Annotated in this window: 7 protein-coding genes; all 7 read left to right on the top strand. The window is 73.0% G+C overall.

Annotation, left to right across the window (positions count from 1 at the left end; genetic code table 11):
• Positions 1 to 1,333 (top strand): GMC oxidoreductase (locus RBXJA2T_RS10555; protein WP_009857352.1); only part of this gene is annotated, 1,333 nt, incomplete at its 5' end.
• Between the two features lie 189 nt (positions 1,334 to 1,522).
• Positions 1,523 to 2,554, top strand: a complete 1,032-nt coding sequence (locus RBXJA2T_RS10550) for a PEP-CTERM sorting domain-containing protein (RefSeq protein WP_009857351.1) — start codon at positions 1,523 to 1,525, stop codon at positions 2,552 to 2,554.
• Positions 2,555 to 3,013: 459 nt separating this feature from the next.
• On the top strand, positions 3,014 to 4,396 hold the full coding sequence (locus RBXJA2T_RS10545; RefSeq protein ID WP_009857350.1) for a TIGR03013 family XrtA/PEP-CTERM system glycosyltransferase: 1,383 nt from the start codon (positions 3,014 to 3,016) through the stop codon (positions 4,394 to 4,396).
• Positions 4,397 to 4,466: 70 nt separating this feature from the next.
• Positions 4,467 to 6,569 carry an XrtA/PEP-CTERM system histidine kinase PrsK gene (gene prsK, locus RBXJA2T_RS10540; RefSeq protein WP_009857349.1) on the top strand — a complete coding sequence of 701 codons (2,103 nt, stop codon included), beginning with the start codon at positions 4,467 to 4,469 and terminating at the stop codon, positions 6,567 to 6,569.
• Positions 6,566 to 7,939, top strand: coding sequence for a PEP-CTERM-box response regulator transcription factor (prsR, locus tag RBXJA2T_RS10535; protein ID WP_009857348.1), 1,374 nt, complete (start codon positions 6,566 to 6,568; stop codon positions 7,937 to 7,939). Before prsK ends, prsR begins: the two co-directional genes overlap by 4 nt.
• A gap of 26 nt (positions 7,940 to 7,965) precedes the next feature.
• A complete protein-coding gene (prsT, locus tag RBXJA2T_RS10530) occupies positions 7,966 to 10,743 on the top strand; it encodes an XrtA/PEP-CTERM system TPR-repeat protein PrsT (RefSeq protein ID WP_009857347.1) in 2,778 nt (925 codons plus the stop codon).
• A complete protein-coding gene (prsT, locus tag RBXJA2T_RS10525) occupies positions 10,743 to 13,508 on the top strand; it encodes an XrtA/PEP-CTERM system TPR-repeat protein PrsT (protein ID WP_009857346.1) in 2,766 nt (921 codons plus the stop codon). The genes prsT (RBXJA2T_RS10530) and prsT (RBXJA2T_RS10525) overlap by 1 nt, the downstream gene beginning before the upstream one ends.
• Positions 13,509 to 13,525 lie beyond the last annotated feature (17 nt).

Below are 13,525 nucleotides of genomic sequence, written 5' to 3'. Positions count from 1 at the left end.
CACGCCGTTCATCGGCCACGGGCCGGGCGGCTCGAGCGCGCTGTACGGCATGGCGATGGAGCGCTTCACGCCGGAGGATTTCGAGCCCGGCCGCTTCGCCGCCGGCGCCGTCGACGCCGCGGTCGTCGAACGCTGGCCGGTGTCGCACGCCGAGCTGCTGCCGTTCTACGAGCAGGCCGAGACGCTGTACGGGGTGCGCGGCGACGCCGACCCGCTGGCCGCGCACGCGCCGCGGCTGCCGGCGCCGCCGCCGCTGTCGGCGGCCGGCAGCGAGTTCGCCGACTTCCTGCGCGCGCGCGGCCTGCATCCGTACCGCCTGCCCAGCGCCTGCGAGTACCAGCCGGGCTGCGGGTCCTGCCAGAGCTTTCTCTGCCGACACGGCTGCAAGCGTGACGCCGAGAGCGCCTGCCTCGTGCCGGCCGTGCGCGATCACGGCGCGACGCTGCTCGCCGGCTGCCGGGTGCTGGAGCTGCTGGCCGACGGGCGCCGCGCCGGCGGCCTGCGCTGCACCTGGCGCGGCCGCCCGCTGACGCTGCGCGGCCGGCGCGTGATCCTGGCCGCCGGGGCGCTGCAGTCGCCGCTGATCCTGCTGCGCTCGGCCGGCGGCGCCGGGCTGGGCAACGGGTCGGGGCTGCTCGGGCGCTGCCTGATGCGCCACCTGATCGACGTCTACCTGGTGCGCCCGCGGGCGGCGGACGAGCCCTTCGACAACCGGCGCAAGGAACTGGCCTGCAACGACTTCTACGTCGACGGCGGCGCCAAGCTCGGCACGCTGCAGTCCTTCGGCCGCCTGCCCCCGGCGCCGATGCTGCTGGGCTCGCTGGCCTCGGACCTGCGCGCCACGCCCTGGGCCGCCGCGGCCGGGCTGCTGGAGCTGGCGCGGCCGCTGATGCTGCCGCTGCTGCGCGACCTCAGCGAAGGCTGGATGACGCTGGCGACGATCGCCGAGGACCTGCCCTACGCCGACAACCGCGTCGCCTGCCACCCGGACGGGCCGCAGCGCGTGCTGCTGGAGTACCGGCTGCGCCCCGAGGCCCACGAGCGCATGAGAACGCTGCGCGCGCACCTGCGGCGCACGCTGCAGGGCCGGCGCTGGCGCCGCCTGGACCAGGTGGCGAACAACCAGCGCATCGCCCACGTCTGCGGCACCTGCCGCTTCGGCGACGACCCGCGGCACAGCGTGCTCGACCGCGACAACCGGGTCCACGAGCTCGACAACGTCTACGTCGTCGACAGCTCCTTCTTCCCGTCCAGCGGCGGCACCAACCCGAGCCTGACGATCGCGGCCAACGCGCTGCGGGTGGCCGGGCGGCTGCTGGTGTCGGGCGGCTGAGCCCGGCCTCCGGCCCCGGCAGGCCGTCTCCAGCCCTGTCGGAAAGCCTTACACAGGCCACCGGGCAGAGGCCGTGAAATGCCACTTTTCCCTTTCATGACAGCCACTTGGAGAAAGTGGCACAGCCGTTGCTTTGTTGGCTCAGCGGGCACGTGCCCAGTACAGCAACGAATCCTGAGAGGAGTCCGAATGCGCAAGAGCATCCTGGGTGCACTGATCGGTAGTGCCTTCGCCCTCGCCGGCCCCGCCCACGCCGGCCTCGTTCTCGACCTGGACGGCGCCGGTGGCCTGGCCCCGGTCGAAGTCACGGCGCTGGACTGGTCGCAGACCAGCTTCCTGGCCCAGGGCGCGAACAACGCCATCGTCAACTTCGCCACCCAGAACGGCGGGTCGACGGAGTTCCAGGTCTACACGCACGCCAAGCTGACCGGCTACACGCTGGCCAACGGCGGCAGCTCGGGCACGCTGCCCCCGGGCTTCGGCGAGATCACGCTGGTCGCCGGGTACACCGAGCGGGTCACGGGCGTTGGCACTGATTCGGCGACGTTCCGCACCACCGGCGCAGGCTGGCTGGAGATCTACTACAGCGCGCCGAGCGGCACCAACGCCACGGACCTGACCGGCAACGGCTTCAACGACGGCCGCCTGATCGGCAAGCTGACGGGCGTGACGGTCAACGCGCTCGGCCAATTCACCATCGACACAACTTCGGGCATTGCCCTGCTGGATGGCTTCGACGGCAACCAGTACGGGACGCAGCAAACGGTGACGGGCGTGGGTTCGCAGGGCGCGCTGCGCGCGGGCACCACCGGCATCACGCTTGACCCGACCTTCTTCCTGACGACGCTGACCGGGTTCACGATCAATTTCGCGAACATCTCGATCGGCCTGCCGTACACCTCGGTCAACCCGTCGGACTGCTTCAACACGACGCAGAACGGCGCGGCGGTCGGAAGCACCGGTCACGTGTCGACCTGCGACAACGTGCACGTGAACGGCACCTACGCCGCCAACGGTGGCTCGGGCGGTTACACCCCGGTGGTCGGCGCCGTGAACGGCGGCAACGACGACAACGGCCGTCCGCTCGGCCCCGACTTCATCGCCCAGACCGACTTCAACTCGGCGGTCACCGGCGACGTTCCGGAACCGGGCACGCTGGCCCTGGTCGGCCTGGCTCTCGGCACCGCCGGCTTCGCGGCCTCGCGCCGTCGCCGCGGCTGAGACCTGCCGCCGGCACGCATCGGGGGGCTTCGGCCCCCCGTTTCTTTTGGTGCGTCGCACCGACACGCCCGGATACACGAGGTGACGGCGACCACGATCGTGGGGGTGCCGTCGTCCCCGGACCCGCGGCCACGGGCCCGGGCCCGGCGAGCCAGACCGGACGCCTGCGCCGCGGCGCCGGGCGGCCCCAGCCACTGAAGCGGCAACTGGCGCCATGCCGAGGCGCCACAGCCTCGCGTTTTCATGACGCAAGTCGCATTCTTTGCGGCTTCAGCGCGCTAAGCGCCCCGATCCCGTGAGCCGGGGGTGCCGCTGCCCGGGGGCCTTCCCTACAGTGCCTGAAAGCAGGTCACGCCTGCTTGCAACAAGCATCAAACGGCCGGGGACGATCACCTCCAGGCTCTCCACCGCCTGCTGGTCCCAGCGGCCATCGCCACGGAAGCTCACCCGGTAGCGACCATGATCCGCATCTTCAACCACTACGTGCACCGCCAGACGCTGCTGCAGATCTCCTCGGACTGCGCCCTGCTGGTGCTGATGCTCGTCGCGGTGTTCTTCGTGCCCTTCGGCCACGCACCCGACCTGCTGACGGTCGCCGGCCCGCACGTGCTGTCGCTGGCCGCCGGCATGGTGGTCATCAGCGCAGCCACCGGCATCTACCAGCGCGGCCCCAACCTGACGCCGGTGCAGAGCTGCGCCCGCGCCGTGGCGATGCTCGTCATCGTGCTGCCGCTGGCCTATCTCGGCTTCGGCCTGCTGCCGGCCGCCGCGCCGGAGCGCCACGTCGTCCAGATCGCGGCGATGGCCGGCGTGGCCGCCGTCGTCGCGCGGCGCGTCTACGTGACCCACTGGGGCGCACGCGACCGCGACCGGGTGCGGGTGATGGTCTTCGGCGCCGGCCCGGCGGCGCAGATCGTCGGCCAGACGCTGCTCGCCTCGGACCCGTGTGTCGAGATCGTCGGCTTCCTGCCCGGCCCGAACGAGCGCGAGACGGCGGTGCCCGAGGGCCAGATCCTGCATTCGGACCTCGCGCTGCCGGCGCTGGCCGAACAGCTGGGCGTCGACGAGATCGTCGTCGCGCTGACCGAACGCCGCTCCGGCAGCATGCCGCTGCGCCAGCTGCTCGACTGCAAGCTCATCGGCGTCAAGGTCTACGACCTGTCCACGCACTTCGAGAAGCGGCTCGGCCAGATCCGCGTCGACTTCGTCAACGCCGGCTGGCTGATCTTCGGCGAGGGCTTCAACCAGGGCGCCGTGCGCACCGCGATCAAGCGTGTCTTCGACATCCTGTTCAGCACGCTGCTGATCGTGCTGTCGGCGCCGGTGATGCTGCTCACCGCGCTGGCGATCAAGATCGACAGCCGCGGCCCGGTGTTCTACAGCCAGGAGCGCGTCGGCCTGGGCGGCGCGAGCTTCATGGTGACCAAGTTCCGCAGCATGCGCACCGACGCCGAGAAGGACGGCAAGCCGCGCTGGGCCACGGCGCAGGACGACCGCGTCACGCGTGTCGGCCACGTCATCCGGCTGCTGCGCATCGACGAGCTGCCGCAGCTGTTCAACGTGCTCAAGGGCGAGATGAGCCTGGTCGGCCCGCGCCCCGAACGCCCGTTCTTCGTCGAGCAGCTGACGCGCGAGATCCCGTTCTTCGCGGTGCGCCACAGCGTCAAGCCGGGGGTCACCGGCTGGGCCCAGGTGCGCTACCAGTACGGCTCCACGGTCGAGGACTCGCAGCAGAAGCTGCAGTACGACCTCTACTACGTGAAGAACCACTCGCTGTTCCTCGACCTCGTCGTGCTGTTCGAGACGGTCGGCGTGGTGCTGACGGGCAAGGGGGCGCGCTGAGCCGCCGGCCGGCCACCTAGAATCTTCCGCTCCCTTCCACGGAGCGGACGCGCCGGCCAACGCCTGAACCATGGAACGCCCCGAGGCCGATCTCGCCCTGCTCGGTTTCGCCCTCGCGGCGCTGGCGTATGCCGGCTTCGTCGCGATGCTGCTGCGTGCGCCCGAATGGCGCCGCGACCGCGACGCCAACGCCACGCTGTTCCTGGCTGCGCTCGGCGCCACCGTCGCCTGGGCGCTGGCCTCGCTGTGGCAGGCCGGCGCGCCCAGCCTGACGGCGGCCTACACGGCCGCGCTGCTGGACCTGCTGCGCCTGGGGCTGTGGCTGCGTTTCATGCTCGCGCTGCTGGCCCCCGGCCGCGGCGACGAGGCCGACCCCGTGCTGCGCCCGCTGCGCACGGCGGCCGCCGTCGCGGTGGTGGTGACGCTGTGCGGCCTGGTCGGCGTCGGCCTGGCGCGCGAGCCCGCCGCGCTCGCCCGGCTGATGTTCGGCGGCTGGCTGCTGATCGCCGTCGTCGGCCTGGTGCTGGTGGAGCAGCTGTTCCGCAACCTGCCCGACGACTCGCGCTGGAACGCCAAGCCGGTGTGCCTGGGGCTGGCGCTGCTGTTCGCCTTCGACCTCTACGTCTACGCCGAGGGCCTGCTGTTCGGCCGCCCGGACGCCGACGCGCTGGGCGTGCGCGGGCTGGTCGTGGCGCTGTCGATGCCCGGGCTGCTGGTGGCCGCGCACCGCCGCCGCGACTGGATCCGCCGGCTGCAGGTCTCGCGTTCGGCGGCCTTCTACTCGGCGACGCTGATCCTGGTGGGCGGCTACCTGCTCGTCATGGCCGGCGTTGGCTACTGGGTGCGCGACTTCGGCGGCGACTGGGGCCGCGGGCTGCAGATCGTGCTCGGCGCGGCCGGCGTGCTGATGCTGGCGATGATGGTGCTGTCGGGCACGGCCCGCGCGCGGCTTCGCGTCTTCGTCGGCAAGCACTTCTTCAGCTACCGCTACGACTACCGCGAGGAGTGGCTGCGCTTCACCGCGATGCTGTCGTCGCGCGGCTCGCCGCAGGAGATCGGCGGCCTGGTCGTGCGCGGCCTGGCGAACATGGTCGAGTCGCCCTCGGGCAGCCTGTGGCTGCGCGGCGGCGCCGACGGCGCCTACCGCCAGGCGGCACGCTGGAACACCGCCGAGGTCGACGCCGCCGAGGCCGCCGACGCGCCGCTGGTCGCCTTTCTCGGCGAACCCGGCTGGGTGATCGACCTCGACGAGTTCCGCGACGCGCCACGCCGCTACGGCAGCCTGGCGCTGCCGGCCTGGCTGCGCGACGGCGGCGACACCTGGCTGGTGGTGCCGCTGCCGGTGGCCGGCGAGCTGCTGGGCTTCGTCACGCTGGGCCGGCCGCGCACGCGGCTGGAGCTGAACTGGGAGGTGCGCGACCTGCTGAAGACCGCCGCGCGCCAGGCCGCCGGCATCCTGGCGCAGATGCAGGCCACCGAGGCGCTGCTGGAGGCGCGCAAGTTCGAGGCCTTCAACCGCATGTCGGCCTTCGTCGTGCACGACCTGAAGAACATCGTCACCCAGCTGTCGCTGATGATGAAGAATGCCCAGCGACTGCACGCCAACCCGGAGTTCCAGCAGGACATGCTGATGACGGTGGAAAGCTCGCTCGAGAAGATGCGCCGCCTGATGCTGCAGCTGCGCGAAGGCGCGACGCCGCCGGGCGGCGCGCGCGGTGTCGAGCTGGCGGCCGTCGTCGAGCGCATCGCCTCGGGCGCACGCAGCGCCGGCCGCCGCGTCGAGACCGACTGCACGCCGGGCCTGGCCACGCGCGGCCACGAGGACCGCCTCGAGCGTGTGCTCGGCCACCTGGTGCAGAACGCGCTGGACGCGACGCCGCCCGAAGGCCGCGTCTGGGTGCGCTGCGCGCGCCACGGCGGCCAAGTCAAGGTCGAGGTCGGCGACACCGGCATCGGCATGAGCGAGGACTTCGTGCGCAACAAGCTCTTCCGCCCGTTCAGCAGCACCAAGACCAGCGGCATGGGCATCGGCTCCTACGAGAGCTTCCAGTACCTGCGCGAGCTCGGCGGCAGCGTCGACGTCGCCAGCCGCGTCGGCGAAGGCACCGTGATCACGCTGCTGATGCCGCTGTTCGAGACCCACGCCTCCTCAGACCTCCGGATGTCCGCATGAGCCTGAACCCCGACACCGCCGGTCGCGTGCTGATCGTCGAGGACGATCTCGCGCTGCAGAAGCAGATCAAGTGGTCGCTCGACCGCTACGACTGCGCCACCGCCGCCGACCGCGAAGCCGCGATCCTGCAATACCGCCGCGTGCAGCCCACCGTCGTCACGATGGACCTCGGCCTGCCGCCCGACCCCGACTCGGTCTCCGAGGGCTTCAGGCTGCTCGAGCAGCTGCTGGACCTGGACCCGCACGTCAAGGTCATCGTGCTGACCGGCCAGAACGACCAGGCCAACGCGCTGCGCGCCGTGGCCCTGGGCGCCTACGACTTCCTCGCCAAGCCCTTCGACCCCGAGGTGCTGGGGCTGACGATCGAACGCGCGATGCGCCTGGCCGAGCTGCAGGCCGAGAACCGCCGGCTGCAGGCGCTGCAGCAGCCCGACGCGCTGTCCGGGCTGATGACACGCGACCCGGAGATGCTGCGCATCTCGCGCATGGTCGAGCGTGTGGCCTCCAGCGACGCGACGGTGCTGCTGCTCGGCGAGAGCGGCACCGGCAAGGAGGTGCTGGCGCAGGGCCTGCACCAGGCCTCGCGCCGCAGCGGGCGCTTCGTCGCCATCAACTGCGCGGCGATCCCCGAGAACCTGCTCGAGAGCGAGCTCTTCGGCTACGAGAAGGGTGCGTTCACCGGCGCCGCGAAGACGACGCCGGGCAAGATCGAGACCGCCCACGGCGGCACGCTGATGCTCGACGAGATCGGCGACCTGCCGGCATCGCTGCAGGCCAAGCTGCTGCGTTTCCTGCAGGAGCGCAAGATCGAGCGCCTGGGTGCGCGTCAGGAGATCCCGGTCGACGTGCGCGTCGTCGGCGCGACACACCAGGACCTGCAGGCGCTGATCGCCGAAGGCCGTTTCCGCGAGGACCTGTACTACCGCCTCGCCGAGATCGAGGTGAAGATCCCGCCGCTGCGCTCGCGCCAGGGCGACGCGGTGCTGCTGGCGCACGCCTTCCTGCGCCGCTTCGCGCAGGAGCAGCGTCGCGGCTCGCTGGTCTTCAGCGAGGACGCGCTGCAGGCCATCGAGGCCCACGCCTGGCCGGGCAACGTGCGCGAGCTGATCAACGTCGTCAAGCGGGCCTCGATCATGGCCGACGGCACGCGCGTCACCGCCCAGGACATGGGCCTGAAGGTCCCCGAGCGCGAGGGCGCCGCGGCGGCCGGCACCGAGTTCGACCTGCGCGCCGCGCGCGAGGCTGCCGAGCGCCAGACGGTGATCGCCGCGCTGGCGCGCACCAACAACAACATCGTCAAGGCCTCCGAGCTGCTGGGCATCAGCCGGCCGACGCTCTACGACCTGATGCACCGCCTGGCGATCAAATGAGCGCCCGGCCGACGAAGGGAGACCACGTGAGTTCGACACTTCAGCGCCTGGGCATCGCCGCGGCGATCTCCGTCGCCCTCGCCGGCCTCGTCGGCTGCGGCGCCAAGTCCGACACGGAGCTGATCGCGTCGGCCAAGGGGCACCTGCAGAACAACGACCGCCCGGCGGCGATCATCGAGCTGAAGTCCGCGCTGCAGGGCAACCCGCAGTCGGCCGAGGCCCGCTTCCTGCTTGGGCGCACGCTGTTCGAGAGCGGCGACATGGCCGCCGCGCAGATCGAGCTCGGCAAGGCGCACGACCTGCGCTGGGACGACAACGCGGTGCTGCCGCTGCTGGCCAAGGCGATGGTCGCACGCGGCGAGGCCAAGCAGGTCGCCGACCTGTACGGCCGCTTCGAGCTCGGCGACCGTGTCGCCGGCGCCGAACTGCGGGCCCAGGTGGCGCTGGCCCACGCCGCGCTCGGCGACTCCGACCGCAGCCAGGCGGCCGTCGACCAGGCGCTCCGGCTGGACCCGAAGAACATCACCGCCCGGCTGCAGGAGGCGCGCCTGCTGACGCGCACCGAGTCGCCGCGGCAGACGCTGGAGCGCGTCGACGGCATCCTGGCGGACGCGCCGGGCAACGCCAACGCCTGGCTGCTCAAGGGCAACGTGCTGCGCTGGAGCCTCGGCGACAACGACGGCGCGATGGCCGCCTTCCGCTCGGCGCTGGAGGCCGAGCCGCGCCACCTGCCGGCCTACGCCGCGCTGGTGCCGCTGCTGCTGGAGCGCAGCGACGTCGAGGGCCTGCGCGCGATGGTCGCGGCGATGAAGAAGGTGCTGCCGCAGCATCCCGACACGCGCTACTACGACGCCCAGGTCGCGCTGCTCGACGGCGACGTCAAGCGCGCGCGCGACGGCGTGCAGCAGTTGCTGAAGCTGGCGCCGACCAGCGTGCGCCTGCTGCAGCTGGCCGGCGCGATCGAGTTCCGCGAAGGCCGGCTGCTGCTCGCGGAGTCCTTCCTCAACCGCGCGATCCAGCAGGAGCCGCGGCTGGGCACGGCGCGCCGGCTGCTGGCCCAGACCCATCTGCGCGCCGGCCAGCCGGCCAAGGCGCTGCAGGCGATCAAGCCGGTGCTGGAAGGGCCGCGGCCGGACGCCCCGTCGCTGGCGGCAGCGGCCGAGGCCTACCTGCAGAGCGGCGACATGGCGACCGCGGAGCGCTACTTCAAGCGCGCGGCGGCGATCGACCCGCGCGACCCGAAGGTCTCGACCGCGCTGGCGCTGACGCAGATCGCCAAGGGCCAGACCGACGACGGCTTCGCGCAGCTCGAGCACATCGCCACGCAGGACCCCGGCAACTACGCCGACCTGGCGCTGATCAGCGCCCGGCTGCGCGTCGGCCAGGTCGACGCCGCGCTGGCGGCGACCGGCCGGCTCGAGAAGAAGATGCAGGGCCAGCCGCTGCCGCACCTGCTGCGCGGCCGCATCCTGGGCCAGCGCGGCGACGCGCCCGGCGCCCGCGCGGCCTACACCCGGGCGGCCGAGCTGGACCCGGCCTACTTCCCGGCCGTGGCCGGGCTGGCGGCCATCGACTTCGCCGAGAACAAGCCGCAGGAGGCGATCAAGCGCTTCGAGGCGCTGCGGGAGCAGGACCCGCGCGACTACCGCGCACTGCTGGCGATCGCCGACCTGAAGCAGCGCACCGGCGCCGGTGCCGCCGAGGTCGGCGGCCTGCTCGCCGCCGCCGTCAAGGCCAACCCCGGCGAGGCCGCGCCGCGGCTGGTGCTGGTCGAGCACTTCCTCGGCCTGGGCGATCACAAGGCGGCGCTGACCGCTGCCAACGAGGCCGTCGCCGCGGTGCCCGACGACGTGCGCCTGCTCGACGCGCTGGGCGTGGCGCAGCTCGCGGTGGGCGACACGCAACAAGCCCTGGCCACCTTCGGCAAGGTCGCCGCGGCCCAGCCCGAGCTGCCGGGGCCGCAGATGCGCATGGCCGACACCTACGTGGCGATGAAGAACCCGGACGCCGCGATGCAGGCGCTGCGCCGGGCCCTGAAGGCCGCACCCGAGCACCTGCCGGCGCAGCAGCGCCTGGTGCAGGTCGCGCTGGCGAGCCAGCACTACGACGAGGCGCTGCAGGTCGCACGCGAGGTCGGCCGGCAGCGCCCGCGCGAGGCCGCCGGCCCGCTGCTCGAATCCGAGGTGCTGTCGGCGCAGAAGCAATGGCCGGCGGCGCTGGCGGCGACGCGCGTCGCGCTGCAGCGCCAGCCCGCCACTGCGGTGGCGGTGCGGCAGCATGCGCTGCTGAGCCTGGCCGGGCGCCAGGCCGAGGCCGAACGTTTTGCCGCCGCCTGGGAGACCGAGCATCCGAAGGACGCCGACTTCCAGAACCACCTGGGCGGCGCGGCGCTCGACCGGGGGCAGTTCGCCCAGGCCGAGGCGCGCTTTCGCAAGGTCATCGCGCTGCGGCCCAACGACGCCGTGGCGCACAACAACGTCGCCTGGCTGATGGTCCGCCAGGGCAAGCCCGGCGCGGTGGCCGTCGCCGAACGGGCGCTGCAGCTGGCCCCGGGCAACGCGTCGGTGCTGGACACGCTGGCCGGCGCGCTGGCCGCCGACAAGCAGCTGCCGCGCGCCGTGCAGACGCAGCGTGAAGCCGTCGCCAAGGCCCCCGAGGTGCCGAACTACCGCCTCGGCCTGGCCCGCCTGCTGATGGCCAACGGCGACAAGGCGGCGGCCCGGGCCGAACTCGAATCGCTCGCCAAGCTCGGCCCGTCCTTCCGCGGCCAAGACGAAGTGACCCGCCTCCTCAAGACCCTGTGATGAAACACTCCCTGACCGCCGTCGCGATCACCGTCGCGGCGCTGCTCGCCGCCTGCGGCGGCCCGTCCGAAGAAGAGCTGCTCGCCACCGCGAAGCAGTCGCTGGCGCAGAACGACAGCAAGTCGGCGACCATCTCGCTGAAGTCGGCGCTGCAGAAGAACCCCGACCTCGCCGAGGCCCGGCTGCTGCTGGGCACGACGCTGCTGGCCATGGGCGACGCCGCCGGCGCCGTCGTCGAGCTGCGCAAGGCCGAGATGCTCAAGCTGCCCGAGGCGCGGGTCGTGCCGGCGCTGGCACGCGCCACGCTGGCCGCCGGCGACGAGCGCCGCGTCGTGCAGACCTGGGGCGCGACGCGCCTGGGCCAGCCCGAGGCCGACGCCGACCTGTCGACGACGCTGGCGATGGCCTATCTGCGGCTCGACCAGACGCCCAAGGCCGAACAGGCGGTCGAGGCCGCGCTGCAGGCCCAGCCGGGCTACGCGCCGGCCAAGCTGCTGAAGGCGCGGCAACTGGCCGCCCGGGCCGACCTCGACGGCGCCCTGCGCCTGACCGACGAGCTGACCGGCGCCGACGCCCGCAACGCCGAGGCCTGGCTGCTGAAGGGCCAGCTCGAGCAGTACGGACGCCAGGACCGCGACGCCGCGCTGGCGGCCTACCGCAAGGCCGTCGAGGCCGACCCGCGGCAGATGACGGCGCACCAGTCGCTCGTCGCGCTGCTCGTCGCCGCCGGCGACGTGGCAGGCGCCGAGGCCCATGTCCAGCAGCTCGCCAAGAAACTGCCCGACCTGGCCGGCACGCGTCTGCTGCAGGCCCAGACCGCCTACCTGCGCAGCGACTTCGAAGGCGTGCGGCGGCTGACGCAGCCGCTGGTGCAGGCCGCACCGAACAACCCCCTCGTGCTGCAGCTGGCCGGCGCCGCCGAATACCAGCTGCGCGCCCTGCCCCAGGCCGAGACCCTGCTGGCCCAGGCCGTGAAGCTGCAGCCCGGCATGCCGCTGGCCACCCGCCTGCTCGCCGAGACCTATTTGCGCACCGGCCAGGCCGACAAGACGCTGGCGCTGCTGCAGCCCGAACTCGACAGCGGCAAGGCACGCGCCGAGACGCTGCTGCTGGCCGGCCAGGCGTACCTGCAGATCGGCGAGGCGCGCCAGGCCGAGGCGGTGTTCGCGCAGGCGGCCAAGGTCGCGCCGCAGAACCCGCGCGCGCGCACCGCGGTCGCGCTCGGCAAGATCGGGCGCGGCGACACCAGCGCCGGCCTGGGTGAGCTGGAGACGCTGGCGGCGCACGAGTCGGGGGTCGGCGCCGACATGGCGCTGATCGCCTCGTACCTGCGCCAGGGCGACCGCGCCAAGGCGCTGAAGGCCATCGACGGCCTGGACGCCAAGCGGCCCCAGGACCCGACGCCCGAGCTGATGCGCGGCCGCGTGCTGCTGCTCGGCAACGACCGCGCCGGCGCACGTGCCGCGTTCGGGCGCGCGCTCGAACGCGACGCCTCCTACTTCCCGGCCGTCGCCAGCCTGGCCGCGCTCGACCTGGCCGAGGGCAAGGCCGACGCGGCGCGCAAGCGTTTCGACGACGAGTTGGCGCGCGACCCGAAGAACTGGCGCGCGATGCTGGCGCTGGCCGAGTGGCACGAGCGCACCGGCGGCGGCGCCGACGCCGCCAGCACCCAGTACGCGGCCGCGGTGAAGGCCGCGCCCAACGAGGCGCTGCCGCGGCTGCGGCTGATCGACGACCGCCTCGCCCGGCGCGACACCCGCGGGGCGCTGTCGGCGGCCCGCGAGGCCGTGGCGGCGCTGCCGTCCAGCCGCGAGCTGCTCGCCGCGCTGGCCCGCAGCGAGCTGGCCAACCGCGACTACCAGCAGGCGCTGACGAGCTTCCAGAAGCTCGCCCAGCTGCAGCCGCGCTCGCCGGCCGGGCTGCTCGGCCAGGCCGACGCCTATCTGGGCCTGAAGGACGAGGCCGGCGCCGAGCGCAGCCTCAAGGCCGCGCTGGAACTCGCGCCGCGCCTGCTGCCCGCCCAGCGCGCGCTGCTCGGCCTGTACGCCGGCAGCGGGCGTTATGCCGAGGCCGTGGCGCTGGCGCGCGAGATCCAGAAGCAGCGCCCCGGCGAGGCCATCGGTTATCTCGCCGAGGCCGACGTCGAGACCGCGCGGCGCAAGCCCGAGGCGGCGCTCGCGCTGATCCGCAGCGCCGTGCAGAAGGCGCCGGGCGCCGAGTCGGCGATCCGGCTGCACGCGACGCTGCGCGCCGCCGGGCAAGGCGACGAGGCCGAGCGCTTCGCCGCCAGCTGGCAGAAGCAGCACCCGGACGACATCGCGTTCCGCTTCCACCTCGGTGACCTGGCGCTGGCCACGAAGGACTGGGCCGCCGCCGAGGCGCGTTACCGCGACGTGCTGCAGCGCCAGCCGTCCAACCCGATGGCGCTGAACAACGTCGCCTGGCTGATGCTGCAGCAGCACAAGCCCGGCGCGCTGGCGCTGGCCGAGAAGGCGAACACGCTGGCCCCGGGCCAGCCGGCGCTGCGCGACACGCTGGCGCTGGCCGCGGCCGCCGAAGGCCAGCTGCCGCGCGCGCTGCAGTTGCAGAAGGAGACCGTGCAGCGGTCGCCCGACTCGCCGTCGCTGCGGCTGACGCTGGCCAAGCTGATGCTGCAGTCGGGCGACAAGACCGGCGCGCGCGCCGAGCTCGACAAGCTGGCCAAGCTCGGCCCGGGCTTCGACGGCCAGGCCGAGGTCGCCGAGCTGCTGAAGAAGGCGAGCTGAAGACCGGGCCGCGCCGT

Source organism: Rubrivivax benzoatilyticus JA2 = ATCC BAA-35 (assembly GCF_000190375.1).
GTDB lineage: Bacteria > Pseudomonadota > Gammaproteobacteria > Burkholderiales > Burkholderiaceae_C > Rubrivivax > Rubrivivax benzoatilyticus.
This window is presented reverse-complemented; position numbering and strand designations above follow the sequence as displayed.